Raw genomic sequence first — 25,382 nt, 5'->3', positions numbered from 1 at the left:
GTTATCTCGTAGCTGCGATCGGGCGGAATCAGCACGAAGTCGCCCATGCCTGCCCATTGGCAAAGGTTATTGACCGTATATTGAATCTTGCAAGGTTCCATCCGCCCGTTTTCCGTCGCGATGAAGGTTTTTCACCTGATTTTCGACGATTCACGCCATTGTGTCGAACGACCCGTTTTGGCCGCACTCCGACCGATGAAACCACGCAGTTCAAGCACCTTGGAGATAAGAGACTTACGGATCTCCTTGGCAAGCAACTGAAAGAAGTCTATAGAGGGCCGTATGGTGGATACATCTGCTAAAAGCAAGCTAATCCGTACGTTGCAAGCTGCCGGTGTCCGATCAGGTGCTTACAGCTTGTCTGGAGCAGAAGATATGGCTCTTTGCTTGGAACAACTCGGGACCGAGTGGGAAGTTTTTTATTTTGAAAAAGGAGGCAAGACCTTCTCAAAGAAATTTCCTACGGAAGCCGATGCTTGTGCCTATATGTATCAAGAGTTAATAGGGGACAAGACAGCGTTCATGTAGCAAGTCGCTGCCAGTTGGTTTAGGTCTGCCTCAGCGTGGCTTGATTAGGCTTTGAGCTGCGCTCATAAGGGTTGTAACGGGCTCATCCGCTCATCAGTCGCATCGCTTTCATTGTCTGCTCATGGCCGCACTCCGACCGATGAGGCCGGCTCGAAGCGCTTCGCCGCGGAAAGGTCGCTGTCCGGCAGTTTCCTGCCAATGACCCGTTTACACAAAATTCTGCACACTCCCGACCTTAGTCGCGACGAGCATGCGGCTTTCGTCCAGGCCCAGCGCGCCTAGCACCTGCCCCACAACTTCTTCGGATGCGCCCTGCGAGTAAGCGTCCGCCGTGTCGAGCAGGTTAACGCCGCGCTCCACGGCCATCGCAACCAGCCGGGCGGCCTGACGGCCGTCCAGTCCGGCAATGTCGCCCCAGATACCTGAGCCGGCACCGAACGTCATCGCGCCCAGGCTCAGCCGTGAGACGCGTAGTCCGGTTCTACCTAGTGTGCTGTATTCCATGGTGTATCCCCTGCATATAAGGCAACATGACGCAATAATCGGGGCGAAGCGCAGTTGCCCGCGTCGACCGACAGGTCCCGTTCAGACGGCACGTGACACAAGATCGCCCAGAACCGTATCGAGCTCGACATCACCGCGTACGATTTCATCAGTATGTCCTTCGAAATCGATCCAACCTTCGTTGAATCCATCCAGCATGCGCATTCGTGGCAGCGGATTTTTCATGCCCTGTGAACGGAACAACACTTCCCAGGTCTGCCTGCCGACAAACTCGGCGCGGACCGGGCGATTGAGCACGCGAGCGAAACTCGACGCGAGATCGTTGGGAGACACCCGGCGTGGGCCTTCGAGCTCGACAATGCGCACGCCGCTCCACGTCTGCTGGAGAAGGTCGGCCGCAACTCGCCCGACGTCTGCGGTAGCGACCATCGGTACCGCCCTGTCGAGTGGCTGCAGGTAACTGGCGATAACACCATCGTCACGCGCAGACGCGACGTCCCATGCCGCGTTCTCCATGAACCAACCCGGCCGCAGGAATGTCACCGGCATCGGCATCTCGCGCAACGCCTGCTCCATCAACGTGCGCTGCGTGAGCAGATTGCTTTGCTGCGCCTGTGACCCGATCGTCGACAGGCAAACCACTTTTCCGGGCCTTGCCTTCACAATCGCTGCCGACACGGCGTCGATCACCGCCCGCGCCTCGGGAAATCCAGGCTCAGGATCGAACTCGGAAGGCGGCAGGATGAAAGCACCTTTTGCGCCTTCAAACGCCGCGGTAAGCGACGCAGCGTCTTCCATGCGCGCCGTCACGAGTTCGCAGCCGCGCTCTGCCCACGGACCTGCTCGTGTGACGTCGCGCACAACGGCACGCACCGGTTGACCTGCCGCCAGAAGCCGGCGGGCAACTGCGCCGCCGACCTTGCCCGTGATTCCAGTAATCGCAAACATTGCTCATTCTCCTTACATAGGTAAATAAAGTTGCGCTGCGCGGAAGCAGCGGCCGCTTGGCGTTCAGGCTCGCTGCAGTCCGTCGTAAAACGCCCGTTCGAACTGCCCGTAGAGATTCACGACGCGGGCATCGTAGAAAGGCAGCATCTGTGTAAAAAGCGATCCTGCGACGCGCTTGACGGGATCGACCCAGAAGTACGTGTTCAGCAGCCCGGCCCAGCTCGCGCTGCCTGCGCTGCGTCCATGCGGCCCGGGTTGCGTGTTGAGGTCAAACGACAATCCCCACTTGTGCGCCGCTCCCGGGAACTGATCAAAACTGTTCGACCACGACGGTTGAGCCGTTTCCATTTCAGTAACCTGCAGATCACCGATGTGGTTACGGAACATCATCGCGACTGTGTCAGCACGCAGCACCCGCTCGCCGCGATAAATGCCGCTGTTCAACAGCATCTGGAGGAACGCCATATAGTCGCGCGGCGTACTGAAAAGTCCACCACCCCCCATGAAGAACTCAGGTCGCTGGTTGATCTCAAACGGCTCTGGCACCAGCGATCCGTCTACCTGACGCCTGTGCATGGTGGCAACGCGCTGTTTCTGTGCGCTGCCGATCAGGAAGCCTGTGTTACGCATGCCCAGCGGTTCGAAGATGTGTTCGCGGAAGTAAACCTCCAGCGACTGGTCCGTCACCGCTTCGACCAGCTTGCCGATCCAGTCCATGCTGATGCCGTACTCCCACCGTTCACCTGGCTCGAATTCGATCGGCGCCGAGAATGCGCCGTTCATCGAGTAGCCGATATCGGGCATGCCCGTCGCCTTCTCGTATTGGCTGAGCCTGTCGCTCCAGATGCTGTATGTGAAACCAGAGGTATGCGTCAGCAGATGACGTACCGTGATCGCGTTGCGCGCGGGGCGCAGCTTTGGCTGCCCTGATGCGTCGAACCCGTCGAGAATTCGGGGGGCCTTCAACTGCGGGAGGAACTCGCCAGCCAATTGATCCAGTTGCAGCCTGCCCTGTTCGACGAGTTGCATGCATGCGGTGGCAGTAATCGCCTTGGTCATCGACAGAAGCCAGAAGATTGTGTCAGGGTCGATGGCCTCCCGGCTATGAACATTCGACCGACCGCGCGCTCCCTCGTACACTAGCCCACGGTCCGTTGCACCCATGGCGACAACGCCCGCTACCGTGCCGTCGTCGACGGCCCTTTGCAGGCATTGATCGATTGGTGTGTAGGCGGGGTGATGGATCAGCGTCGCGTCTCCTGCCGAACGGAGTGCCGCTGCATGTGTATTACGGCTTGCGACCCCGCCAAGCGTCGCGACGGCTAGCAGGCTCGACGCACCTTTTAGAAGGTGACGACGATTCAGTCGAGCAGTCATTTTTCGCTCCTATGCAAATGAATGATGTTTCGGTGAGGTGCATTCTGCGGAAATGCCGCTCGAAACAAAATGACATTGATAGCATTAGATAAGTGACACCTAGTCACTAATGAGGCATGATTGAACTCCGCATGCGGCATGGCCGTCCGGTGCGAAGACGCTGTGCTGTTGTTAAGCCGATCGCTTGCGATCCACCACCCTTACTACACGACCATGAAATCCAGTAGCGAGAAGCTCTCCGGTGGCATTAGCGTGTTCGCTGCGGTAGTCGATGCAGGCACGTTTGCCGCCGCTTCGGAAGTATTGGGAATGTCGCCGCCAGGCGTCAGTCGGGCGATTGCGCGGCTGGAAAAGAAACTGAAGATTCGGCTCTTCAACCGAACGACACGGTCCGTCTCGCTGACAGAAGAAGGCCGCCGCTTTTATGAGCAGGTCATGCCCCACCTGACAGGGCTGGAGGAAGCAGCCGCGGCGGCGGCAGGTGGCGCGTCGGTTGTGCGCGGAAAGCTGAGAGTCAATCTGGACCCGGTCTTCTACCGGACCATTCTCGGACAACGGCTCGATGAGTTCATGGACACGCACCCCGAACTCGAAATCGAGTTCATTGCTCGGGACAGTCTGGGCGACCTCGTCCTGGACGGCTTCGACCTCGCACTACGATTCGGCGAACCCAGAACATCCACCCTGGTCGCGCGAAAACTGCTCGATAGTGGCATTGTGACGGTCGCGGCGCCGTCGTATATCGCCCGTTGGGGATGCCCGGCCAAACCTGAAGAACTTGAAAGCGGAAACCATCGATGCCTTGAATTTCGCAATCCGGAGACGGGCAAGCCGTTCCCCTGGGAATTCCATCGCAGGCGAAAACGCATTTTGGTCGAAACCCGAGGTCGCCTCACGGTCAACGATCCTGGCGCGCTTCTCAATGCATGCCTCGCCGGATCAGGGATTGCACAGATGCTGCTGCTTGGTGCCGAGTATCTGATTGCCGAGGGCCGATTGGTCAATCTATTTCCGGAATGGACCGATGAGCGGTATCCCTTTTACGCCTACTACCCGTCGCGGCATCACATGCCGGCAAAGACGAGGGCTTTTCTCGACTTTGTTATCGAACTGACCAGCAATAGCTGCCGCGTCAGCACGAGCTAGTGCTGACGCGGCGAAGTGGCGAGGGGGGTCAGTCGGCCGGTTACCAATCGTCAGCCGTCGTCCGTGTCTATGCCGCGACCGTCAACTATTGGCCGCACTCCACCCGATGATGCCGGCTCGACGTTGGTCGTCGCGGAGAGGTCGCAGACCGACCCAAAAGCGACTTCAGATTTCTCGAAAGCAGACGTTCCGATAGCCGGAGTGGTGGCAACCTCCCATACAGCGGCTGGCCATGGCCGCATAGCGCTCCTGCTTCTGCCAATCGACATAAATGGGGGATTACACCCCAACAGCTTGAGCCGTCGATGAGCGTGCCGTGATCAAGGACGACGCTCACCTGCGACTTGGGCGACGGAGCCGATTGGGCTCACATGCTGGTGGCGATTATCAGCGCCGCCAGCTCCGGAAAAAAATCTTCGAGCCTTCGACACGCCGATCTCCATTTTTGGAGCGAGATGCTTGGCAGATGCCTACCTCTGATGGCCCGCTGGGTATGACTCCTCTAGTGCGATGGAGCCCGTCTCAAGAAGGGACTTCAGGTTGGAGATGACTTTCGGCCAGCCGCCGGATACGGCTTCAATGAGCTTCGAGGACTCGCGCTCGGCGGTATGGGTAATCGAGAGTTTGACCGCAGTTCCTGCGGCTTCCAGTTCCATCGTGCAGAGCGATGCTCCTTCGGCCTTAAGCTCGGGCTTGTTCTCGTGCTGCCAGCGAATCACTAGACGTCGCGGTGCCTTGGCCTCGACGATCTCTCCGGCGTCGAATACTTGGCCATCGCCGGACACCAGCTTCCATGGAGATCCCGACGTCCAGTCGCTTTCGCAGTGCATCCCGAACCAATATTGCTTCATGAATTCCGCATCAGTTAGTGCAGACCACAACTCCTCCGGCGTGGTGCGGATGTAAGTCACGTAGACAAAGGTGGATTTAGTCATCGCTTTTCTCCAGTCGTCGTTTCAAATTGCTCAGCGCCTTGAGGCGTGGCTTCTCAAACTTGGCTATCCAGCGCTCGTAAATCTCCTGCAGCGGCACAGGGTTGAGAAAGTGCAGCTTCTCGCGGCCGCGCCACAGGATGACCACCAGGTTCGCCGCTTCCAGGATGCCCAAGTGCTGCGTTACGCCCTGCCGCGTCATGTCTAGGTGCTCACATAGCTCATTAAGGGTGCGGCCGTCGTGAGCGTGCAGCAAGTCCAGCAGCTTGCGCCGGCTGGGATCAGCGAGGGCTTTGAACAGCAGGTCGGTGTCATCGAGGCGCTCGGCCATAATAGGTACACGCAAGCAATCTATTGCATGAATAATAGGCAAGTAATAACTTGCATGTCAACCCAAATCGAGACCACTCTGCCAATGAGGCCGCCGTGCATGGCGGCTTTTTGTAGATCGGGCAAATCGGACGTATAGCAAGCAATGGGCCGAAGCCCGCTTCTCAGCCAGACCCGCCGTTACGATTTACTTGCGGCGGGCGGCCTGAGCAATCAGCGCGGGCGTGAACCTGGCCACCCGAAACCCGCCATTCACGTCGACTAAGCATCAGTGGCGGTTTCCCATGCGGTGGAGCAGCCGCTCAGGTCCATTTGCGCCACACAATTGCCATAGAAACCCAAAGATTTACGTCGGCACATTTGACTCGCTTGCAGACAACGCTTTTTACAAGTCGATAGCCGACGACACCACTAACGCAGAAAAACAGACGCCATGACGCCATCTATGCCGCCGGCCCAGACACGATCAGCCCGTCCTTGGAAGTCATGCATCGCGCCCTGATGAGTTCCGCCACGCGCTGCGCCTGATCGCGCCTGAGCGGGTTCTGCGTCACGTACAGAAAAGTCAGCTCGCGCGAGATGGCCCGCAATCCATCGGCGACCGGGCAAATCGCAAGCTCTCCGCGCGCGATGTACGGAGAAACCAGGCGGAGCGACTCCAGGGCGACTCCGCTGCCGTCCAGCAGTGATGAGATCACGTGCGCAGTGCGGTTGAAATGCAGTCTTTTCGTTGACGTCGCCACGATCCTGTTCAAGGTCAGCCAGTTGTCCCACGATACCGGCGCGGCATCGTTCACAAGCAGCGGAATTGTCGAGAAATCCTTGACGTGCGTCAGCCTGGCGGCGACATCCGGCCGGCTGACGGGCGTGTACACATCCACTCCCAGGCTTTCCAGATCGGCATGCTGCGGCGCATGCTTGCCATACAGCACCGCGACGTCAAAATTTCTGAAGGACGACGAGCCGGGAATTTCCTCGGAGATAAGCCGGATCTCCGACGCTTCGAGCGAAAGCAATTCGTGAATGACGGGAGTCAGCAGCCCCAGTATTGCCGGTGGGCTGATGATCGAGATCGGCGCAGGGTGGCTCGGCCGCACGGATTCCAGTCCGGCACGCATGTGCTCGATGCCGATCTCGACCTCGCGCAGCAGCCTGCCGCCCTCCTCGCTCAAAAGAACGCGATTGCCCAACCGTTCGAACAGCCGGCATCCAAGTCGATCCTCCAGCTTTCGGATCGACTGGCTGACGGCGCTGGTCGTCAACGACAGCGCGATCGCCGCCTGACGGAACGACTGAAGTCTTCCTGCCTCGGCGAACACCTCCAGGCTGCTCAAAGGAACGAGAAGTCGAACCATGGCGTACGCTTTTTAGAAAATAAGATTAAGTACCACTAAACCTCAGGTTTAAATTTACGCGATTTACAGGAATGGGATGCCCTCTTAAGGTTTAACCATAATTAATATTTCCAAAACCCGACATGACAACTCCCAACTCCTCTCTGCCGGTCAGCGTCGTAACGGGCGCGGCGCGCGGCATCGGGCTCGCCACCATTCGATGGTTTCTGGCTCACGGCCACCGGGTGGCCATGCTCGACATCGATGCCGAAGAACTCGCAAAAGCCGCACGCGAATATCAAGGCGACCCGCGCGTGCTCGCGCTGCCCTGCGACGTGTCGAACCCCGAGCAAGTGCAAGCGACCATGGCGCAGATCGAATCGCACTTCGGCCGCATCGATGCCCTGGTGAACAATGCCGGCGTTGCGGTGTTCAAGACGGTGGGCACGACCTCGTTCGAAGAGTGGCGCTACGTGATGGCGACAAACCTGGACGGCGCCTTTCTTTGCTCGCAAGCCTGCGTACCGGCGATGTTGAAGAACGGCGGCGGGTCGATCGTCAACGTCGCGTCGATCTCGGGATTGCGCGCCAGCACCTTGCGCGTCGCCTACGGCACCAGCAAGGCCGCGCTCATCCACCTTACCCGCCAGCAGGCGGTCGAATTCGGAACCATGGGAATCCGGGTCAACGCCATCGCGCCGGGACCTGTCGAGACCGAGATGGCCAAGCAAGTGCATTCGGCGGCGATCCGGGCCGACTATCACGACAGTATTCCGCTCGGCCGCTATGGCACCATGGAAGAAATCGCGTCGGCAATTGGCTATTTGTGCACATCGGAAGCCAGCTATGTGAATGGCCAGGTGCTCGCCGTCGACGGCGGATTCGATGCAGCGGGCGTCGGGTTGCCGACCCTGCGCCGTGAAGCCGGTAGCCGCCACATGTTTTGAAGGCTTCCCGAAGCCGCTCATCCGTTACGCGACGGGCCCGATCAGCCGGCTTCGACTTTCCATTGCCCGCGCCCGCGGGTGATGTTGGCCACGGCCTGCTCCAGCTCTGCCAGTTGCGTGCGCGGCACTTCCAGCGCGAGCACCGCGCCATGCTCGTCGAAATGCTCTTCGCGCACCGCCACCCCCATGCCCGCCAGGCGGGCGCGCAACATGGCCAGTTCGGCGAAGTCGCAGCGGCAATGCGCCACGGCGGTGTCGATCAACGCAACCCGTTCGCCCAGCCGCAGGCAATTGGCCGCGCAGCCGCCGTAGGCGCGCACCAGGCCGCCCGCCCCCAGCTTGATGCCGCCGTACCAGCGCACCACCAGCACCGCCACGCGATCGAGTCCCTGGCCGTCGATGGCGCGCAAAATGGGTTGACCCGCCGTGCCGCCCGGCTCGCCGTCGTCGTTGAAGCGGTATTCGTTGCCGATGCGGTAGGCCCAGCAATTGTGCGTGGCGGCCGGGTCCCCATGACGCGCGAACAAGGCCATGGCCTCGGCCACCGACGACGCCGGCCCGGCATAGGCGAGGAAGCGGCTTTTCTTGATGTCTTCCTCGTGCGAGCAAAGCGCGGCCAGCGTATGCGTCATGCTTGCCCCGCCACCTGGTGCAGAATGCCGATGAACTCGCTCATCGACCGGGACGGCACTTCGCCCTTGCGCGTGATCACGCCGTAGTCGGGCATCGTGTCCTGGATGGGCACGGGGATGCGGCCCAGCAGCCCTTTGTCCACATATTTCTCGACGATGGCCTGCGGCTGCATCGACAGCATGGGCGTGGCCTGCAGCAGTTCGAAGGCCGAGAAAAACGACGGCGTCTCGACCGTTCCCGGCGGCACCACCAGACCGGCGGAGGCGAAGGTTTCCTCGAACAACTGGCGCAGCGCCGTGCCGGTCGGGTACAGAATCCAGGGCCAATCCACCAGCGCGCCCAGATCCGGGCCTGCCCGATCGGCCAGCAACGGGTGATGCGCGCCGGCGACGATCCAGACCGTCTCGCCCGCGAGCGTTTCGTAGTCGTAGAGCGATTGATGCCGCGTCTGGGTGAAGCGCCCTAGCATGATGTCGAGTTTTTTCTCTTCCAGCCAGACGATGAGCTGGTCGCTGCTCTGCTCGAGCACCTTCACCACCAGCAGGGGCCGCAGCCGGTGGATCTCCTGGATCGCCTCGGTCATCAGACGCGCCGCCGAGCCGGAGATCGCCCCGACCGTGAGGTGCCCGTGGCCGCCGCGTTTGAGCGTCTCGAACTCGCTTACGAAGCGGCTGCCCTCGACCATGGTGGCCCGGGCATAGCGCAGCACGAACAGCCCAAGATCGGACGGACGCATATCGCGCGGCAGGCGCTCGAACAGGCGCGCGCCGAAGATCGCCTCGATGTCCGCCAGGATCTTGGTGGCTGCCGGCTGGGTGACGTGCATCTGCTCGGCGGTGAGGCGCAGGTTGCGCACGCGGCCCAGGATGTCCAGAAACTGCAAGTGCCGAAAGCGCAGGGACGCGCACACCTGCGCCCACGATGACGCGGCGCTCTTTTCCGTCATGGCTGCCTTCCCGACTCATAACAAACAGGAATGGAATTTAGCAAATATTTGATTGGATTTTGATGAGTACCCCTCCTACAGTGCGGCAAACATCAAACACAACAAGCTGGAGACAAACCATGGCAAGTTCCTTGCCCCTGGCCGCCGCGCAAACGCTGCCCGCCGATCTGTATGCGGGAACGCTGGTGGGCCGCGCCTGGCTGCCCGAGCAGTCCGGCATGCCGGCGGGCCCGGCCGTCGTGGCCTTGCGCGCCGACGGCGTCTACGACATCAGCGCGGCCGCGCCCACCCTGACCGATCTGCTGGAATCGGCCGATCCGGTGGCGCTCGCGCGGCAGACGCCGGGCCGGCGCATCGGCGCATTGGATGAACTGCTGGCCAACAGCGCGGCCGGCCCGCTCGACCGCGGCCGCCCCTGGCTGCTCGCGCCTTGCGATCTGCAGGTCATCAAGGCAGCGGGCGTGACCTTTGCCGCGAGCATGATCGAGCGCGTGATCGAAGAGCGCGCCAAGGGCGACCCCGCGGGCGCGGCGCGCATTCGCGAACACATTCTGAGCCACATCGGCAACCTGGCCGACATCGAGCCCGGCACCGAACAGGCCGCCGAACTGAAGCACCTGCTGATCCACCAGGACCTCTGGTCGCAATACCTGGAGGTGGGCATCGGCCCCGACGCCGAGATCTTCACCAAGGCTCCGGTGCTGTCGGCACTGGGCACGGGCGCCGACATCGGCCTGCACCCGGGATCCGACTGGAACAACCCCGAGCCCGAGGTCGTGCTGTCGGTCAACAGCCGCGGCGAGGTGCGGGGCGCGATGCTGGGCAACGACGTCAATCTGCGCGACTTCGAAGGCCGCAGCGCCCTGCTGCTGAGCAAGGCCAAGGACAACAACGGCTCGTGCGCGCTCGGTCCGTTTTTGCGCCTGTTCGACCACACCTTCGGCCTGGACGACGTGCGCAAAGAGGTCGTGCATCTGCGCGTCGAGGGCGAAGACGGTTTCGTGCTCGAAGGCACCAGTTCGATGGACCAGATCACGCGCGACCCCCTGGACCTGGTGCGCCAGACGCTGAACGCGAACCATCAATACCCCGATGGCTTCGTGCTCTTTCTGGGCACCTTGTTCGCGCCGATCCAGGACCGCGGCGCCCCCGGGGCCGGCTTCACCCATCACGACGACGATCGGGTGCGCATCGCCAGCGTCAGATTGGGCTCGCTCGAAAACCGCGTCAGACGCAGCGACCGGATTGCCCCCTGGTCGTTCGGACTGCGCGCCCTCATGGCCAACCTGGCCGAACGCGGACTGCTGTAAATCCCCACATAACAAAGCAAAGGAGACAACATCATGACGAACACACGAGGCGCCGTTCCGGCCGCACGCTGGTGGCGGATCATCCCGCCCGCCATTCTGGTCTACATCTTTTCTTTCATGGACCGCACCAACATCGGCTTTGCGATGGCCGGCGGCATGAACGAAGCGCTGCACATCACGCCCTGGCTGTCCGGCCTTGCGGCGGGCATTTTTTTCATCGGCTATGTGTTGCTGCAAATGCCGGGCGGCCATCTGGCCGAGCATCGCAGCGCCAAGAACTTCATCGGCCTGTCGATCCTGGCCTGGGGCGGCCTGTCCATTCTGTGCGGCTTCGTGCAGGACTCGACCCAGCTGATCGTGGTGCGCTTTCTGATCGGCGTGGCCGAAGGCGGCGTCTGGCCGGCCATCTTCGTCATCCTGACCCACTGGTTCCCGAACGAAGAGCGCGGCCGCGCCAATTCGTACTTCGTCATGAACATCGCCATCGCGTCCATCCTCACCGGACCGCTCTCGGGCTGGATCATCAGCCAATGGGGCTGGCGCTCCGTATTTATCGCCGAAGGCGTTCTGTCGCTGCTGCTCATCCTGATCTGGTATCCCCTGATCAGCGATACGCCCGACCAGGCCAAGTGGATCTCGCGCGAAGAGCGCGACTACCTGAACGCCACGCTCGCCGACGAACAGCGCCAATTGCAGACCCGAAGCGTCAAGCCCTCGTACGGCGTCATGCTGCGCGACGGCAATCTGTGGAAGCTCGTCCTGGTGTATTTCTGCTACCAGACCGGCATCTACGGTTTTTCGCTGTGGCTGCCCACGCTGCTGCAGAACCTGACCAAATCCGGCATGACCGAGGTCGGCCTGCTGTCGATGTTCCCCTATATCGCCATGCTCGTGGGCCTGTACTACTTCGGCCGGCGCTCGGACACCAGCGGCAACCGGCGCCGCTACGTGGCCCAGCCCATCATCGGGTTCGCCGTCTGCTTCCTGCTCTCTACGCTGCTCAAAGAAAACGTGTGGGTTTCGTTCGCCCTGCTGGTGGCCTGCGGCATCTTCATGCAATCGGCCTCGCCGATCTTCTGGACCATTCCGCCCATGCTGTTCCCGGCGGAAGTGGCCGGCGGCGCGCGCGGCTTCATCAATGCCCTGGGCAATCTGGGCGGATTTCTCGGCCCCTTTGCGGTAGGCTGGCTGCACTCGGCCTTCAACAGCTATGCGGCCGGCATCTACTTCCTGGTGGCCATGCTGCTGATCGGCTTCCTGCTGACCTTGAGCCTGCCGAAAAAGACCGCGGGCCCGGCCTGATCCGGCCCGTTCGAATCCGAGGGCGACACGAATGTCCAGACAACCCAAGAAACCCTTCCGCTCGCGCGAGTGGTTCGCCGCGCCGCACCGCTCCGACATGGCCGCGCTGTATCTCGAGCGCTTCATGAACTACGGACTGACGCCGCAGGAGCTGCGCTCGGGCCGACCCATCATCGGCATCGCGCAGACCGGCAGCGACCTGTCGCCCTGCAACCGCATCCACCTGGAGCTGGCCCAGCGCACGCGCGACGGCATACGCGATGCCGGCGGCATTCCCATCGAGTTTCCCGTCCATCCCATCTTCGAAAACTGCCGCCGCCCCACGGCCGCGCTGGACCGCAACCTGGCCTATCTGGGCCTGGTTGAGGTGCTCTACGGCTACCCCATCGACGCCGTCGTGCTCACCACCGGCTGCGACAAGACCACGCCGGCCTGCGTCATGGCGGCCTCCACCGTCGACATACCCGCCATCGTGCTGTCGGGCGGCCCCATGCTCGACGGCTGGCATGAAGGCGAGCTGGCCGGTTCGGGCACGGTCATCTGGAAAAGCCGGCGCAAGCTGGCCGCCGGAGAAATCGACGAAGACGAGTTTCTCAAACGCGCCTGCGACAGCGCCCCGTCCGCGGGCCACTGCAACACCATGGGCACGGCCTCGACCATGAACGCCGTGGCCGAGGCGCTGGGCCTGTCGCTGACCGGCTGCGCCGCCATTCCCGCCCCGTACCGCGAGCGCGGGCAGATGGCCTATGAGACGGGCCGGCGCATCGTCGAGATGGCCTACGACGATCTACGCCCTTCGCAGATCCTCACGCGCGAGAGCTTTCTCAACGCGCTGTCGGTGGTTGCGTGCGCGGGCGGTTCGAGCAACGCGCAAGTGCACATCATGGCCATGGCCCGGCATGCCGGCGTCAAGCTCGTTCCGGACGACTGGAGCGCGCATGCCTACGATCTGCCGCTGCTGGTCAATATGCAGCCGGCCGGCAAATACCTGGGCGAGCGGTTCTTTCGGGCGGGCGGCGTGCCCGCCGTGATGTGGGAGCTGCACAATGCAGGCAAGCTGCAGGGCGGCTGCCTGACCGTCACCGGCAAGACCATGGCCGAGAACCTGCAGGGGCGCGCGTCGCGCGACCGCGACGTCATCTGGCCCTATGCCGAACCCATGATGGAAAAAGCCGGCTTTCTGGGGCTGAGCGGCAATCTTTTCGACTTCGGCATCATGAAGACCTCGGTGATTTCCGAGAACTTTCGCAAGCAGTACCTGAGCCGCCCGGGCCAGGAAGGCATCTTCGAGGCGCGCGCCGTGGTGTTCGACGGCTCGGACGACTATCACAACCGCATCAACGACCCTGCGCTGGGCATCGACGAATCGTGCATTCTGGTCATGCGCGGCGCGGGCCCCCTGGGCTGGCCCGGCTCGGCCGAGGTCGTCAATATGCAGCCGCCCGACGCCCTGATCCAGCGCGGCATCACCACCCTGCCCACGCTGGGCGACGGCCGGCAATCGGGCACGTCAGACAGTCCGTCGATTTTGAACGTGTCGCCCGAAAGCGCCGCGGGCGGCGGCCTGTCGTGGCTGCAGACCGGCGACGTCATCCGCATCGACCTGAACGCGGGGTCTTGCAATGCGCTGGTCAGCGACGCGGAAATCGCGCGGCGCAAGCAAACGCTGCCGCCGCCGCCCATCCCGGCGAGCCACTCGCCGTGGGAAGAGCTGTTCCGCGAAAAAACCGGCCAGTTGTCCGAGGGCGCCACGCTGGAGTTTGCGCTGAAGTATCGCGCCATTGCGCAGAAAACGCCGCGGCACAACCATTGACGTTGCCGCAACGCGCGTGCCCGACGCCTCGTCACCCGTGGCAGTCGGGCACGCTCTGGTCCAGATAGACATCGAACGCGACGTTGCGCGCCCATTGCGCGGTCATCTTGCGCCAGGCTCCCTCGCCGCGCCAATGCCGCATCTCGCCGGCCAGCCAGCCTGCCTCGGGCTGGCCTCGCAGCAGCCACACATGCGCCGCCGCGGATTCTTCCAGGGGCAGCGTGGCCGCGTATTTTTTCCACTCGGGATAGCCCATCAGCGGCGTCCAGACCGTGTCGTCGACCAGCCCCAGATCGCACTGCCCTTCGCGCACCGCGACCAGGGCATCGGACGGCACGCGATAGAGGCGCACCTTGGCGCCCCAGCGCCGGGCCAGCGCCTGCGCCGCCGCCGCGGCATCGGACATGCACGCCGTATGGCCGGCCACATCGGACCAGCGGCGCATCGCCGTGTCGTCGCGGATCACGGCCTGCGGGCGCGTCGCATAGCCGGTCGGCACGCGCTCGATGCCTGACGGCGGCGCCGCGTCGGCCGCTGTGTCGGCCTCATCGGCCAGCACGAGATCGACCGCCCCGCTCGCCAGCAGCGCCGGCGCCTGCGCCGCATCGACCTGCCTGAGCACGACCGGCAGGCCCAGGCGTCTGGCCAGGCGCTGCGCCATCTGCGGATCCAGCCGCTCGGGGGTGCGCACCTTGGCGCCGGCCGCCTGCGGCGGCGCCAGATAAGGCACGCCCACGATCAGCTGGCCGCGCTGCCGCGCCGCGGAAAACAGCGTCTTGACGTCCACGGGCCGCAGCGCCTGCGCGCCAGCCGCCGCCAGCAATGCCAGCGCGATGAGCGGGACGGCGAGGCGCAACGGCCGCAGCCGGATCCAGGAAATAACGCGCATGACTCAGACGTATTGATAGCGCAGCAAACGATGCTTGAGTCTTTCGAGCACCAACTGATCGATCAGCGCCGCCAGAATGGCGATGACCAGAATGTTGCTCATCACGCCGGCCATGTCGGCGATCTCGCCCGAATACGCCAGCGAGCGGCCCAGCCCCTTGCCGAAACCCACCAGCATCTCGGCCGAGATCAGCGCGCGCCAGGCATTGCCGAAGGCCAGCTGCGCGCCGGTGATGAGCTCGGGCATGACGGCGGGCAGATAGACGCGCCTGACCATGCCCCAGGCGGTGGCGCCCATCACGCGCGCGGCCGACACATGCACGCGCTGCACCGATTCGGTGGCGTTGAGCACGCTCAGCGCGGCCGGAAAGAACGCCGACATGGCCACCACCGCGATGATGGGCGTGTTGCCGAAGCCCATGACGATGAGAAACAGCGGCACCCAGGCGATCGAGGGAATCGCCTGCAGAATGACGATGGCGCTGCGCAGCACCTCGCGCAAAAAAGACAGCGTGGCCGCCACCAGGCCAAAGCCGATGCCGGCCAGCAAGGCCAGGCTGTAGCCCGCCCCCAGGCGCCCCAGCGTGCCGACCAGGCTCTGGTGAAACGCCGGCTTGCCCAAATCATGGCCCAGCCGTTCCAGCACGGCGGGCACGCCCGGCCTGAGAAACCCGGGCAGCGACCAGGCCGCCGCCTGCCACAGCAGCAAGATGAAGACGACGCCCAACACCGTGGCCAGGTGCTTGCGCAGCCCCGTCACGCGCGCGGTGTTCACAGATTGCGCGCCTTCTGCCAGGACAGATCCAGGATCTGGTTCACGTCGTACGGCTTGCCGTCGCGCGTCTTGAGCGAGCCCTGGGCCTGCATGATGTCGGCCAGCTCCTGCATGCGGGCCGTGTCCTTGCCGGTGAGCTTGGGCTGAAAGACCTGCGTGCGGATGGCCTCGGAGATCACCTGGTCGCGCGGCATGTCGCCGTGCTCGAGCGTCTTGAGCGTGGGCTCGGCGATGAAGTAGTGCGCGATCAGCTTGGCCGCCGCATCGGGCTGCCGCTGCAAGAGGCCGATGGCCTGGTTCTGCGCGTCCAGCGCCTTCCAGACTTCATCTTTGTGCTTGGCCAGCATGTCGCCCGAGGTGATCACCACCATGCACGGGAAGGGCCAGGACTTGCCGATCTGGTAGATCTGCTTGACCGGCGCCACCAGTTGCGCGATGCGGTCGTAAGGTTCGAACAGGAAGGCCGCGTCCACGCGCTTGCCCACCAGGGCCTGCACCGACACCGCCGGGCTCACGCCCATGATGTTGACGTCGCCTTCGTGCAGATGGGCCTGTTTATAGACCACGCCCTTGAGCACCACGTCGGCCGTGCTGCCTTCGGTCTGCGAGGCCAGCGTCTTGCCCTTCAGGTCGGCCAAATCTTTGATGCCGGAATCGTCGCGCACCACCAGCGAGTGATAGCCCTGCTGGGCGCCGCCCACCACCTTGATGTCCGCGCCCTTGGAGGCCCAGGTCACCGCGTTGGTAAAGCCCAGCACGCCGACATTGACCTGGCCGCCGACGATGGCCTTGATGAGATCGGTGCCCGACTTGAATTCGATCAGGTCGGTATCCAGGCCCGCCTTTTGATAGAAGCCGCCGTCCTGGGCCACGATGGCCGGCGCGTCGTCCATCACGCGCAGATAGCCCACGCGAAACTTGTCGGCCGCCGACGCCGGCGCGGCCGCCGCGGTCAGGGCTGCCGCGGTCAGCGTCAGGGAGAGCCAGTGTTTGAAAGTCATGATGATGTTTTCCATGGAAAGGCGATGGCGGCGGACGCATCGATGCGCCGGCCGAGAATCTGTGTTGGCAAGCGCCGGAATCCGGCGCCGGCGTCAGGCGGCCAGCGGCTGCCGCACGAGCTGGCGGCTGCCCACGTCGATGCCCAGCAGGCTGAGGATTGCGTGCTTCTCGTCGACCAGGTCGGACAGGTCGTGCGACTTTTCGCGGTGGGCCAGGTTGAACTCGCGCAGCACCCGCGCCGGGCGCGGGCTGAAGACCACGACGCGGTCGGCCAGGTAAAGCGCCTCGTCGACATCGTGCGTGACCAGCACCACCGAGGGCTTTTCTTCGCGAATCAGCTGGCGCAGCACATCTTGCAGCGACAGCCGCGTGAGCGCATCCAGCGCGCCGAAGGGCTCGTCCATGAGCAGGGTCTGCGGCTGGGCGATGAAGGCGCGGGCCAGCGCGGCGCGCTGGCGCATGCCGCCCGACACCTGATGAGGGTAATAGGCTTCGAAACCCTGCAGGCCCACGCGATCGAGCCAGCCGTCGGCCTGCTCGCGCGCGCGCGCCTTGGCTGTGCCCTGAAACTCCAGCGCCAGCGCCACGTTGTCGCGCAGCGTGAGCCAGGGGTAGAGAGCGTGTTCCTGAAAGACCAGCGTGCGGCTGGGGTTGGGGCCGGCGATGCGCTTGCCGTCGGCCAGCACCTGCCCCTGGTCGGGCTGCTCCAGCCCGGCGGCCAGGTGCAGCAGCGTGGATTTGCCGCAGCCCGAGGGGCCGACCAGGGCGGTCAGCTCGCCTGTCTTGAATTCGTGTGTAAAGCCGTCGACGACCTCGAGCGGGCCGAAGCTTTTCTGGACGTGGTCGAAGGTAAGGTTCATGAACGGCCGGCGGCCGCCAGGCCGCTCTCTGCAAAGAGGATAGGCCTGTGAGTCTATCCAGCCGTTATATGAATATGAACGAAGTTTTCATCATGCCCATATACCCCAAAGGAATAACAACCCGGGAATCTTATATCCTGGGGTCGAATAAACCCTCGCCCCCGCCGTGAGGCGTTCAGGCCGCCTGCCCCGTCAGGCGGCCGCGCCGCATCGCCTCCACCAGTGCGATGGCCGCCAGACAGCCGCACGCGGCCACCAGGTAGATCGCGGCATAGCCATGGTCTTTGGAGATATAGCCTGCCAAGGGGCCCGCCACCGACAACGCCACATCGAAAAAGACCGAGAACACGCCGATGGCCGCGCCGCGGCTGCCGGGCGATACCCGGGTCACCACCTCCACGCCCAGCGACGGGAACACCAGCGAGAAACCCATGCCGGTGAGCGCGGCGCCGGCCAGCGCCAGCGCGGGGTTGGGCGCCAGCCAGAGCAGCGCCAGGCCCAGCGCCTCGACCAGCAGCGATCCGACCGCGACCTTGAAGCCGCCGAAGCGCGGGATCCAGTTGCCCGAGATGAGGCGCACCAGGATCAGCGCGCAGCCGAACACGGTCAGCGCGCTGGCCGCGCCCTCCCAATGGCGGCTGGCGTAGTACAGGGTGACGAAGATCGTCAGCATGCCCATGCCCAGGGTACCCAGGCACAGCCCGCCACCAAAAGGCAGCACGCGCGCCACCACGCTGCGGTAGGCCATGCGTGCGCCGTGCTGCATGGGCGGAGCCGGACGCGACCACGAGATCGCCAGGCTGACGAGCCCCAGCCCCAGCACCGCGGCGCCGATGGCGCCGAAGCTCAGGTTGCCCACGACCAGCACGCCCAACGGCGCGCCCAGCGCCAGGCCGCCGTAGGTGGCCACGCCGTTCCAGGAAATGACGCGGGCCGTGTGCGTATTGCCCACCTGCAGCAGGCCCCAGGTGATGCCCGAGTTGGAGACCTGGCTTTCGCACAGGCCCAGCATGCAGCGCGACACCAGCAGCGCGCCCAGGCTGAAGGCCGGGCTGCGTTCGAAGGCATAGGCCATGAGCAGCAGCACGCCGCTGGCCGCGCCGACGACCTGCCCGCGCATCACCGAGCGCTTGGGCCCGATGGTGTCGGACAGCTTGCCCGCCGGCGCGCGCGTGATCAGCGTGGCAATGGACTGCATGCTCACCGCCAGGCCGGTCACCACCGGCCCGTAGCCCAGCACATCGTGCACATAGCCCGGCAGCACGGCCAGTTGCAGGCCGACCGCCAAATAGCAGAAAAACGTGAAGAGAACGCAGGGAACGATCCGCAGCGTGACTTTGAGCACGCTCTCGGGCGATTCCGGATGCACATGAGTGCTCATTGCCGCCGACTATCCTTGCCCGATCGCCGGGCTTACCATTGCGCCACGCTGGGCGAAGAAGCCCCGAATTTTATCTCAATGCCAGGGTAATCCCTTAGCTGATGTCACGAGGTTGGAACCGGATATGAAACGCACCCTGCTCGCCCTGGTCTTCGCCTGTGCTCCCCTGCTCGCCCACGCCGGCTGCGAGGACAATGTCGCCAAGTGGGTGCAACAGTTGCAGCCGGGCCGCGCGCTCGACGAAAACCGTACCGCCGTCTGCAAGGTGTGGCCGGCCAATACGGCGCTGACGATCGCCGCGCTGCCCCTGTCGCGTCCGGGCAATACCGACATTCAGGGCACCGACGATCTGGAAGTGCTCGTGGCCGACACGGCCACGGGCGCGGTCGTCGCGCACCGATACGAGAAAGCGGCGCTGCAGTTCGACGCCGTGGCGATCAGGGAGCTGGTCATCGACACCGCCCCCTATCAGCTCACGCCGCAGCAGCGCGCGTTCGGCATCCGCGTGGACTACGACAATATGTCGCGCGCCAGCCCTTACGAGGCCAAGGCGCTGAGCCTGTATGTAATGCAAGGATCGACGCTAAGCAAAGTGCTGGGCGGCCTGAACGTGAAGGAGTCGGGCGGCGAGTGGGACGAGAATTGCGCGGGAACCCTGCACGAGACCGTGCGCACCATTGCGATCGGCCCTGCGGACAAGAGCGGCTATGCGGCGCTGAAGGTGACGTCCAAAACGAATACGACCGTAAGCGCCCTGAAGGCCGGAAACTGCGTCGATCATACGAAGACGGCCAAGCCGTCGATCGCGACGCTGCAATATCGCGATGGGCATTATGAGGTGCCCAAGACTATGCGGTACAGCAATTGATCAGGCCTGTGCGCGTCGGTCAGCGCGATGGGTGTCCGACAGGGGTGGAGTCGACCTGTCGAAATGCGCCGCCGTCGTTCGTCGTATGAGGTAACCCCTTCAGGAGACTTCCATGCCCCGTTACATGATCCAAGTTCGCGCCACCGCCATGAGCGAGGCAGGCGACTTTCCCGATGATCCGACGCTCGTGCCGCGCATGATGGCCTTTCACGACGAGATGGCCAAGGCCGGCGTGCTGCTCGATGGCGCCGGCCTGCAGCCCAGCAGTCAGGGATTTCGCGTGCAGTACGACGCCGCCGGCCAGGTGAACATCATGGACGGCCCCTTCGCCGAGACCAAGGAACTGATCGCCGGCTATACGCTGATCGAGGTGCGATCCCGCGACGAAGCGCTGGCCTGGGCGCAGCGCTTTCCGGCGCCGTTCCCCGGCCAGCCATGCTGCATCGAGGTGCGCCCGCTGATGGGCGGCATCGATCTGCCGCCCGACGATGCCGAGCGCATCATCCGCGAACAACTGGCCGCCATCAAGCAGGGCGGATGACGCCTTCCATCGAAGCCGTCTGGCGCCTGGAAGCCAGGCGCCTTACCGGGGCCATGCTGCGCGCCGGCGCTGACCTGGCCCTGGCCGAAGACTGCGTGCAGGACGCGCTGGTGGCCGCGCTGCAACGCTGGCCGGCCGAGGGCTGGCCCCAACGGCCCGGCGCCTGGTTGATGACCGCCGCGAAGCACCGGCTGCTGGATCGGATGCGCCACGAGCAGATGGCGGCGCGGCAACAGCAGGCGCTGGGCGCCGATGCCGATGCGCTGGCGACCCACCTTGCACCTGACCCGCTGGACATCTTGTTGGCCGACGAAGCCGACGAGGTGGGCGACGACGCCTTGAAGCTGATGTTCATCGCCTGCCATCCCAAGCTGGCGCGCGAGGCGCAATGGGTGCTCACCTTGCGCCTGGTGGCCGGATTGACGGTGGCCGAAATCGCGCGCGCCCTGTTCGCCAAAGAAGCCACCATCGCGCAGCGCATCACGCGCGCCAAGGCACAACTGGCTGGAGAGCCCTTCGAACTACCGCCGGCATCCGCGCGCGCCGCGCGCCTGGACGCCGTCTGCACGGTGCTGTACCTGATGTTCAACGAAGGCTACGCCGCCACCAGCGGCGCCGAGTGGACGCGGCCGACCCTGTGCCTCGAAGCGCTGCGACTGGCGCGACACCTTGCCGCCCTGCTTCCGACAGACGCAGACGCACAGGCCCTGCTGGCGTTGATGGAGCTGCAAGCCTCGCGCTTGCCGGCACGCACCGATGGGCTGGGCCGTCCTGTGCTGTTGCTGGAGCAGGACCGGCGCCGCTGGGACCCCCTGCTGGTGCGCCGCGGCCTGGAGGCCTTGGCTCGCTGCCGCCGCCTGAATGCGCTGCGACCGCAGGGGCCGGGTCCCCTCGCCCTGCAGGCCGAGCTGGCGGCAGTGCATGCCCGCGCCAGCTCCGCTGCAGAGACCGACTGGCCTCAATTGCTGCGGCTTTACGACGCGCTGTTCGCGCTGCAACCCAGCCCGGTCGTTGCGCTCAACCGCGCCGTTGCGTTGAGCCATGCCAGCGGCCCGGCGCAGGCTCTTGGCCTGGTGGAGACGCTGCCGTTGACTGGCTATCCCTGGTGGGCCAGCGTGCGAGCCGACCTGCTGCAGCGCCTGGGTCGCGTCGAACAAGCGCGTGAAGCGCTGCGCCAAGCGATAGCCTGGACCGGCAACGAGCGCGAGCGCGCGCTGCTATTGGAGCGACTGGAGCGCATGTAGGCGAAGGGCCGGGCGGGTTCCGATGTTTCGGAGTCCATTAATTGGGGAATGTTGGCGGACGGCAAGTGGCTAGTTGCTGTTCGATATAGCCGGCAGTAATCGACCCGAAGTGGACGACGACTCGCATTCGTAGGTTGCTCGACACAGACCGTCATTCCCAAGTTCAGAAACCGATTCCGCTATGGCAATGGACGCATTGGCACGCCCGTCGCCTCAATGTCACGCGAAAGCTGACCCAAGGTAATGCCGGCAAATCTATTCAACAACGCTTGCTCGGCTTCACGCACCGTTGCCGAAAGACGCGCATTCACAGCCTGCTCAACGAGACACTGCGGATCGTCTTCAGAAACTAGATCGGAAAAAAGCGTCGGCTCCCCCGCACTGCGATAGACGTCGAGCAATGTCACGTCGTCCAGCGCCACGCTGAGCGCCCATCCGCCGCCATGGCCTTTCTCCGATTGGACATATCCGCTGTCACGCATCCCGGCAAGCAGTCTGCGTACGACGACAGGATTCGTCCGCAGCATCCCGGCGATCGCTTCGGACGTCAAGGGACGGCCAGCGTGCTGCATGTGCAGGAGCGCGTGCAGCACACGGGACAGTCGACTATCTGTTCTCATTCAGAACACCTATCTCGAAACATTTGAAGTTGCATGAATGATAGCATTCAACTTATCATGTAACTCCTAATGTTTCATGATGCGATGTCATATCGCCAGACCTGTATCTACTACCTAATCGGAAAAGCGCAGATGAAAGATTCCTACGAGGTCATAGTCGTTGGCGGTAGCTTCGCCGGCCTGTCAGCCGCAATGCAGCTTGCGCGTGCGCGGCGTGAAGTTCTATTAATCGATGCTGAGCGGCCGCGGAATCGATTTGCATTGCATGCTCACGGCTTTTTTGGTCAGGACGGCGTGCCGCCCGCCCAGGCTATCGCCACCGCCACCGCCCAATTGCTCAAATATCCAACGGTGACTCTGCTCAAGGGGGAAGCACGTAGGGCATCTCGCGAAGCGAACGGCTTTCGCGTCGAACTCGCTGACGGATTCCACGCCACGGCCGAACGGCTGATACTTGCTACCGGCGTCCGCGATAAGCTGCCGACTCTACCGGGTCTGGAAGCACGGTGGGGTGTCAGCGTGCTGCACTGCCCTTACTGTCATGGCTATGAAATTCGAGATCAACGGCTTGGCGTGCTTGCCACTCATCCACTTTCGATTCACCAAGCACTGTTGATTCCCGACTGGGGACCGACCACATGGTTCACGCAAGGAATCGTCGAGCCTAATGCAGAAGAAGCTGCGCTCCTGAGAGCGCGCGGCGTGCACATAGAACGCGAGCCGCTAGCCGAAATCGTGGGTGAAGCCCCCTCGATCGAGGGTGTGCGTCTGGTCGGCGGACGAACCATTCGAATCGATGCGTTATTTATAGCCACGCGCACAGAGATGGCTAGCGGCCTTGCGGAGCAGCTCGGTTGCGTTATCGACGAAGGGCCCCTCGGTCCCATGATTCGCGTCAGCGATTTCAAGGAGACAAGCGTACCGGGCGTCTTCGCGGCTGGAGATGCCTCGACCGCGATGACTAACGCGACGTTCGCGTCGGCGTCGGGTGTCGCGGCAGGTGTGGGTGCGCACCGATCGCTCATATTCACCACATGAGTCTCAATTGCGCGGCGGCTCTCGGGCGCAGAGAGTCGCCACTCGATTCGATACGAGGACATGTGCATAGGTCTGTTTCCAGCCGACTACTGCCCGATGTAGAAGGCTGTTTTCGACCGAGGGTGTGTGAAAACCCTTTGACGTCAACAGACCGATTTCGATAGAGTTTGGCATCTCGATTGCGGGAGTCGATATGCCTCGATTTATCGAAGGCCAGGACCGGCAGCAGGTAACGCTGATGTCTGAGTGTCTGGATGACTATATCGCTGACGAAAATCCGGTTCGAATAATCGACGCATTTGTCGACGAGCTGAACCTGGTGTCGCTAGGGTTCGATCGTGCGGCACCAGCCGCTACGGGCCGTCCGTCATATCACCCGGCCATCCTGCTGAAGATCTATATCTACGGCTACTTGAATCGAGTCCAATCCAGTCGCCGGCTAGAGCGCGAGTGCCAGCGCAATGTCGAGCTGATGTGGCTTACTGGCCGTCTGGCCCCGGATTTCAAGACCATCGCCGACTTCCGCCGCGACAATGGCGCCGGCATCCGCAACGTATGTCGGCGCTTCGTCGTGCTGTGCCGCGACCTCAAGCTGTTCAGCCAAGCCCTTGTAGCGATCGATGGCAGCAAGTTCAAGGCAGTCAACACCCGAGACAAGAACTTCACGGTCGGCAAGATCGACAAACGTCAGCAGCAGATCGAAGAGAGTATCCATCGGTATTTAGTTGCGCTCGATACGGCAGATCGGACGCAACCCGCAGAGTTCGAGGCCAGGACCAATCGGCTCAAAGACAAGATCGAGCGACTGCGCCAGCAAATGCACGTGCTCGATGAAGTCAAGGAGAAGCTCAAGGATCACCCTGATGGTCAGTTGTCGATGACTGATCCCGATGCGCGATCAATGGCTACCAGTGGTCGGGGCTCCGGGATGGTCGGCTACAACGTGCAGATGGCGGTCGAGGCAAAACACCATCTGATCGTTGCACACGAAGTGACGAACCGCGGACATGACCGGGACTCTCTAGCCCCCATGGCACAGGCCGCACGCGAAGCGATGGGCAAGAAGAATCTGCGCGCGATTGCCGATCGTGGTTACTACAGTGGGCTGCAGATCAAAGCATGCGCCGAGGCAGGTGTTGCCGCCATCCTGCCAAAGCCCACGACCTCCAATGCCAAAGCCGAGGGCCGCTTCGACCGCTCGGACTTCATCTACCTTGCGCAAGAGGATGAGTACCAATGCCCCGCAGGTCAGCGGGCGATCTATCGCTTTACCCGCGAAGAGAATGGCCTGCAATTACGGCGTTACTGGAGTAGCGCCTGCCCGCAATGCCCGATGAAGGCGCGATGCACACCTAGTCCATACCGCCGAATCAGTCGATGGGAACACGAAACCGTACTCGAAGCTGCGCAGCGTCATCTGGATAGAATGCCTGACGCCATGGCGGTACGACGGCGCACAGTGGAACACGTGTTTGGCACATTCAAGCATTGGATGGGCTATACCCACTTCCTGACCCGTCGCTTAGGTAACGTGAGCACGGAGATGAGCCTGAACGTGCTGGCCTACAACCTGCGGCGGGTAATGACCATCCTCGGCTTTGAGCAGACAATGAAAGCGATGCGGCTGATGGGCGGATGAGCCCTTTTATGCCCTTATGGCGCATCCCAATGCCTAATCAAACGGCGCTCAGACCGACCAGGGCCGATTCCAGGCCGAAATTCGACCAAAAATATTAGGCTTGCTGCAAGGGAAGGGCACTAAATGCATTGCGTCCGCCTATGGCAAAACGTGTTTCCACACGGCCTCGACCCAAAGCCGTCAGCTAGAATTCTCGAAAGCGGTCGTTCGGTATGAGGGAGTGTGCAGAATTTTGTGTAACCGGGTCATTGGCAGGAAATGGCCGCTCGTGGCCGCACTCCGACCGATGAGGCCGCCTCGACGCTTGTCGTCGCGGAAAGGTCGCTGTTCGACCTTGAAGGGATCCTCAGCTTTCTCGTTAGCGGACAGTCGCGAGGTTCGTTTGGCAGCCACCCGAACGGGCGCTTGAACCGGTGATCATGCGTTGCATCGTCAAAATGTTGTCCAAGTCTCCGAGCCGTCGAACGCGCACCCGT

24 protein-coding genes and 1 pseudogene are annotated in these 25,382 nt (G+C 62.9%); 11 read left to right on the top strand and 14 right to left on the bottom strand.

What is annotated here, in order from left to right; genetic code table 11:
* The first annotated feature begins 282 nt into the window (after positions 1-282).
* A complete protein-coding gene (locus ACTHJ1_RS02070) occupies positions 283-528 on the top strand; it encodes a hypothetical protein (protein ID WP_440186930.1) in 246 nt (81 codons plus the stop codon).
* A gap of 231 nt (positions 529-759) precedes the next feature.
* Here ACTHJ1_RS02070 and ACTHJ1_RS02065 read toward each other — a convergent pair.
* The 3 genes and pseudogenes from ACTHJ1_RS02065 to ACTHJ1_RS02055 form a co-directional block, all read right to left on the bottom strand.
* Positions 760-1,032, bottom strand: a pseudogene (locus tag ACTHJ1_RS02065) (aldo/keto reductase); the annotation flags it as partial.
* Positions 1,033-1,113: 81 nt separating this feature from the next.
* Positions 1,114-1,980: an NmrA family NAD(P)-binding protein gene (locus tag ACTHJ1_RS02060; protein ID WP_440186927.1), complete on the bottom strand. Its 867-nt coding sequence runs from the start codon at positions 1,978-1,980 to the stop codon at positions 1,114-1,116.
* Between the two features lie 63 nt (positions 1,981-2,043).
* Positions 2,044-3,357 carry a serine hydrolase domain-containing protein gene (locus tag ACTHJ1_RS02055; RefSeq protein ID WP_440186924.1) on the bottom strand — a complete coding sequence of 438 codons (1,314 nt, stop codon included), beginning with the start codon at positions 3,355-3,357 and terminating at the stop codon, positions 2,044-2,046.
* 213 nt (positions 3,358-3,570) lie between these two features.
* On the opposite strand from ACTHJ1_RS02055, the gene ACTHJ1_RS02050 reads away from it, so the two are divergent.
* The gene (locus ACTHJ1_RS02050; RefSeq protein ID WP_440186936.1) at positions 3,571-4,503 is read left to right on the top strand and encodes a LysR family transcriptional regulator; all 933 of its coding nucleotides are present in this window, start codon (positions 3,571-3,573) and stop codon (positions 4,501-4,503) included.
* Positions 4,504-4,973: 470 nt separating this feature from the next.
* Here the strand turns inward: ACTHJ1_RS02050 and ACTHJ1_RS02045 are convergent, their stop codons facing one another.
* The 3 genes from ACTHJ1_RS02045 to ACTHJ1_RS02035 form a co-directional block, all read right to left on the bottom strand.
* A complete protein-coding gene (locus ACTHJ1_RS02045) occupies positions 4,974-5,438 on the bottom strand; it encodes an SRPBCC family protein (RefSeq protein ID WP_440186922.1) in 465 nt (154 codons plus the stop codon).
* Entirely contained in the window at positions 5,431-5,766 is a 336-nt protein-coding gene (locus ACTHJ1_RS02040; RefSeq protein WP_440186919.1) for an ArsR/SmtB family transcription factor, read from the bottom strand. The genes ACTHJ1_RS02045 and ACTHJ1_RS02040 overlap by 8 nt, the downstream gene beginning before the upstream one ends.
* 442 nt (positions 5,767-6,208) lie before the next feature.
* Positions 6,209-7,099: a LysR family transcriptional regulator gene (locus ACTHJ1_RS02035; RefSeq protein ID WP_440186916.1), complete on the bottom strand. Its 891-nt coding sequence runs from the start codon at positions 7,097-7,099 to the stop codon at positions 6,209-6,211.
* A gap of 143 nt (positions 7,100-7,242) precedes the next feature.
* Between ACTHJ1_RS02035 and ACTHJ1_RS02030 the strand changes: the two genes are divergently transcribed.
* Positions 7,243-8,046, top strand: a complete 804-nt coding sequence (locus ACTHJ1_RS02030) for an SDR family NAD(P)-dependent oxidoreductase (RefSeq protein WP_440186913.1) — start codon at positions 7,243-7,245, stop codon at positions 8,044-8,046.
* Positions 8,047-8,087: 41 nt separating this feature from the next.
* On the opposite strand, the gene ACTHJ1_RS02025 is transcribed toward ACTHJ1_RS02030, so the two are convergent.
* On the bottom strand, positions 8,088-8,678 hold the full coding sequence (locus ACTHJ1_RS02025; RefSeq protein WP_440186910.1) for an IMPACT family protein: 591 nt from the start codon (positions 8,676-8,678) through the stop codon (positions 8,088-8,090).
* Positions 8,675-9,625: a LysR family transcriptional regulator gene (locus ACTHJ1_RS02020; RefSeq protein ID WP_440186907.1), complete on the bottom strand. Its 951-nt coding sequence runs from the start codon at positions 9,623-9,625 to the stop codon at positions 8,675-8,677. Before ACTHJ1_RS02020 ends, ACTHJ1_RS02025 begins: the two co-directional genes overlap by 4 nt.
* Before the next feature lie 119 nt (positions 9,626-9,744).
* Here ACTHJ1_RS02020 and ACTHJ1_RS02015 point away from each other — a divergent pair, with 119 nt between their 5' ends.
* From ACTHJ1_RS02015 to ACTHJ1_RS02005, 3 genes are read left to right on the top strand one after another with little or no spacing between them, the layout of a single operon-like run.
* Entirely contained in the window at positions 9,745-10,935 is a 1,191-nt protein-coding gene (locus ACTHJ1_RS02015) for a fumarylacetoacetate hydrolase family protein (RefSeq protein WP_440186904.1), read from the top strand.
* 33 nt (positions 10,936-10,968) lie between these two features.
* The gene (locus tag ACTHJ1_RS02010) at positions 10,969-12,237 is read left to right on the top strand and encodes an MFS transporter (RefSeq protein WP_440186901.1); all 1,269 of its coding nucleotides are present in this window, start codon (positions 10,969-10,971) and stop codon (positions 12,235-12,237) included.
* Between the two features lie 31 nt (positions 12,238-12,268).
* Entirely contained in the window at positions 12,269-14,050 is a 1,782-nt protein-coding gene (locus ACTHJ1_RS02005; RefSeq protein ID WP_440186898.1) for an IlvD/Edd family dehydratase, read from the top strand.
* Between the two features lie 31 nt (positions 14,051-14,081).
* Here ACTHJ1_RS02005 and ACTHJ1_RS02000 read toward each other — a convergent pair whose 3' ends face one another.
* The 5 genes from ACTHJ1_RS02000 to ACTHJ1_RS01980 all read right to left on the bottom strand — a co-directional run bounded on the left by ACTHJ1_RS02000 (position 14,082) and on the right by ACTHJ1_RS01980 (position 18,956).
* On the bottom strand, positions 14,082-14,939 hold the full coding sequence (locus tag ACTHJ1_RS02000; protein ID WP_440186896.1) for an ABC transporter substrate-binding protein: 858 nt from the start codon (positions 14,937-14,939) through the stop codon (positions 14,082-14,084).
* Between the two features lie 3 nt (positions 14,940-14,942).
* Complete coding sequence (locus tag ACTHJ1_RS01995) at positions 14,943-15,698, bottom strand: ABC transporter permease (protein WP_440186933.1); 756 nt, start codon at positions 15,696-15,698, stop codon at positions 14,943-14,945.
* 11 nt (positions 15,699-15,709) lie between these two features.
* Positions 15,710-16,714, bottom strand: coding sequence for an ABC transporter substrate-binding protein (locus ACTHJ1_RS01990; RefSeq protein WP_440186894.1), 1,005 nt, complete (start codon positions 16,712-16,714; stop codon positions 15,710-15,712).
* Positions 16,715-16,807: 93 nt separating this feature from the next.
* Positions 16,808-17,575 (bottom strand): ABC transporter ATP-binding protein, encoded by a 768-nt coding sequence (locus ACTHJ1_RS01985; RefSeq protein ID WP_440186892.1) that lies wholly within the window; start codon positions 17,573-17,575, stop codon positions 16,808-16,810.
* Between the two features lie 175 nt (positions 17,576-17,750).
* A complete protein-coding gene (locus ACTHJ1_RS01980; protein ID WP_440186890.1) occupies positions 17,751-18,956 on the bottom strand; it encodes an MFS transporter in 1,206 nt (401 codons plus the stop codon).
* Positions 18,957-19,080: 124 nt separating this feature from the next.
* Here ACTHJ1_RS01980 and ACTHJ1_RS01975 point away from each other — a divergent pair, with 124 nt between their 5' ends.
* From ACTHJ1_RS01975 to ACTHJ1_RS01965, 3 genes are all read left to right on the top strand, one after another.
* The gene (locus ACTHJ1_RS01975; RefSeq protein ID WP_440186888.1) at positions 19,081-19,824 is read left to right on the top strand and encodes a hypothetical protein; all 744 of its coding nucleotides are present in this window, start codon (positions 19,081-19,083) and stop codon (positions 19,822-19,824) included.
* Positions 19,825-19,936: 112 nt separating this feature from the next.
* Positions 19,937-20,365: a YciI family protein gene (locus tag ACTHJ1_RS01970; protein ID WP_440186886.1), complete on the top strand. Its 429-nt coding sequence runs from the start codon at positions 19,937-19,939 to the stop codon at positions 20,363-20,365.
* On the top strand, positions 20,362-21,609 hold the full coding sequence (locus tag ACTHJ1_RS01965; RefSeq protein ID WP_440186884.1) for an RNA polymerase sigma factor: 1,248 nt from the start codon (positions 20,362-20,364) through the stop codon (positions 21,607-21,609). The genes ACTHJ1_RS01970 and ACTHJ1_RS01965 overlap by 4 nt, the downstream gene beginning before the upstream one ends.
* Before the next feature lie 179 nt (positions 21,610-21,788).
* On the opposite strand, the gene ACTHJ1_RS01960 is transcribed toward ACTHJ1_RS01965, so the two are convergent.
* The gene (locus ACTHJ1_RS01960; protein WP_440186882.1) at positions 21,789-22,229 is read right to left on the bottom strand and encodes an Rrf2 family transcriptional regulator; all 441 of its coding nucleotides are present in this window, start codon (positions 22,227-22,229) and stop codon (positions 21,789-21,791) included.
* 132 nt (positions 22,230-22,361) lie between these two features.
* Between ACTHJ1_RS01960 and ACTHJ1_RS01955 the strand changes: the two genes are divergently transcribed.
* Both ACTHJ1_RS01955 and ACTHJ1_RS01950 read left to right on the top strand, forming a co-directional pair.
* Positions 22,362-23,267: an NAD(P)/FAD-dependent oxidoreductase gene (locus ACTHJ1_RS01955; RefSeq protein WP_440186880.1), complete on the top strand. Its 906-nt coding sequence runs from the start codon at positions 22,362-22,364 to the stop codon at positions 23,265-23,267.
* 193 nt (positions 23,268-23,460) lie between these two features.
* Positions 23,461-24,906 carry an IS1182 family transposase gene (locus ACTHJ1_RS01950; RefSeq protein ID WP_440186878.1) on the top strand — a complete coding sequence of 482 codons (1,446 nt, stop codon included), beginning with the start codon at positions 23,461-23,463 and terminating at the stop codon, positions 24,904-24,906.
* The last annotated feature ends 476 nt before the right edge of the window (positions 24,907-25,382 follow it).

This window comes from Bordetella sp. (assembly GCF_051960075.1).
Taxonomy (GTDB): Bacteria; Pseudomonadota; Gammaproteobacteria; order Burkholderiales; family Burkholderiaceae_B; genus Bordetella.
This window is presented reverse-complemented; position numbering and strand designations above follow the sequence as displayed.

Bases quoted from the DNA above. Each gene is read 5' to 3' on its own strand.
- ACTHJ1_RS01985 (WP_440186892.1), bottom strand. From the start codon at position 17,575: ATGAACCTTACCTTCGACCACGTCCAGAAAAGCTTCGGCCCGCTCGAG.
- ACTHJ1_RS02070 (WP_440186930.1), top strand. From the start codon at position 283: ATGGTGGATACATCTGCTAAAAGCAAGCTAATCCGTACGTTGCAAGCT.
- ACTHJ1_RS02030 (WP_440186913.1), top strand. From the start codon at position 7,243: ATGACAACTCCCAACTCCTCTCTGCCGGTCAGCGTCGTAACGGGCGCG.
- ACTHJ1_RS02060 (WP_440186927.1), bottom strand. From the start codon at position 1,980: ATGTTTGCGATTACTGGAATCACGGGCAAGGTCGGCGGCGCAGTTGCC.
- ACTHJ1_RS01965 (WP_440186884.1), top strand. From the start codon at position 20,362: ATGACGCCTTCCATCGAAGCCGTCTGGCGCCTGGAAGCCAGGCGCCTT.
- ACTHJ1_RS01980 (WP_440186890.1), bottom strand. From the start codon at position 18,956: ATGAGCACTCATGTGCATCCGGAATCGCCCGAGAGCGTGCTCAAAGTC.
- ACTHJ1_RS02020 (WP_440186907.1), bottom strand. From the start codon at position 9,625: ATGACGGAAAAGAGCGCCGCGTCATCGTGGGCGCAGGTGTGCGCGTCC.
- ACTHJ1_RS02000 (WP_440186896.1), bottom strand. From the start codon at position 14,939: ATGCGCGTTATTTCCTGGATCCGGCTGCGGCCGTTGCGCCTCGCCGTC.
- ACTHJ1_RS02010 (WP_440186901.1), top strand. From the start codon at position 10,969: ATGACGAACACACGAGGCGCCGTTCCGGCCGCACGCTGGTGGCGGATC.
- ACTHJ1_RS02040 (WP_440186919.1), bottom strand. From the start codon at position 5,766: ATGGCCGAGCGCCTCGATGACACCGACCTGCTGTTCAAAGCCCTCGCT.
- ACTHJ1_RS02050 (WP_440186936.1), top strand. From the start codon at position 3,571: ATGAAATCCAGTAGCGAGAAGCTCTCCGGTGGCATTAGCGTGTTCGCT.
- ACTHJ1_RS02045 (WP_440186922.1), bottom strand. From the start codon at position 5,438: ATGACTAAATCCACCTTTGTCTACGTGACTTACATCCGCACCACGCCG.
- ACTHJ1_RS01975 (WP_440186888.1), top strand. From the start codon at position 19,081: ATGAAACGCACCCTGCTCGCCCTGGTCTTCGCCTGTGCTCCCCTGCTC.
- ACTHJ1_RS01950 (WP_440186878.1), top strand. From the start codon at position 23,461: ATGCCTCGATTTATCGAAGGCCAGGACCGGCAGCAGGTAACGCTGATG.
- ACTHJ1_RS02015 (WP_440186904.1), top strand. From the start codon at position 9,745: ATGGCAAGTTCCTTGCCCCTGGCCGCCGCGCAAACGCTGCCCGCCGAT.
- ACTHJ1_RS02055 (WP_440186924.1), bottom strand. From the start codon at position 3,357: ATGACTGCTCGACTGAATCGTCGTCACCTTCTAAAAGGTGCGTCGAGC.
- ACTHJ1_RS01990 (WP_440186894.1), bottom strand. From the start codon at position 16,714: ATGACTTTCAAACACTGGCTCTCCCTGACGCTGACCGCGGCAGCCCTG.
- ACTHJ1_RS02005 (WP_440186898.1), top strand. From the start codon at position 12,269: ATGTCCAGACAACCCAAGAAACCCTTCCGCTCGCGCGAGTGGTTCGCC.
- ACTHJ1_RS02025 (WP_440186910.1), bottom strand. From the start codon at position 8,678: ATGACGCATACGCTGGCCGCGCTTTGCTCGCACGAGGAAGACATCAAG.
- ACTHJ1_RS01960 (WP_440186882.1), bottom strand. From the start codon at position 22,229: ATGAGAACAGATAGTCGACTGTCCCGTGTGCTGCACGCGCTCCTGCAC.
- ACTHJ1_RS01970 (WP_440186886.1), top strand. From the start codon at position 19,937: ATGCCCCGTTACATGATCCAAGTTCGCGCCACCGCCATGAGCGAGGCA.
- ACTHJ1_RS01955 (WP_440186880.1), top strand. From the start codon at position 22,362: ATGAAAGATTCCTACGAGGTCATAGTCGTTGGCGGTAGCTTCGCCGGC.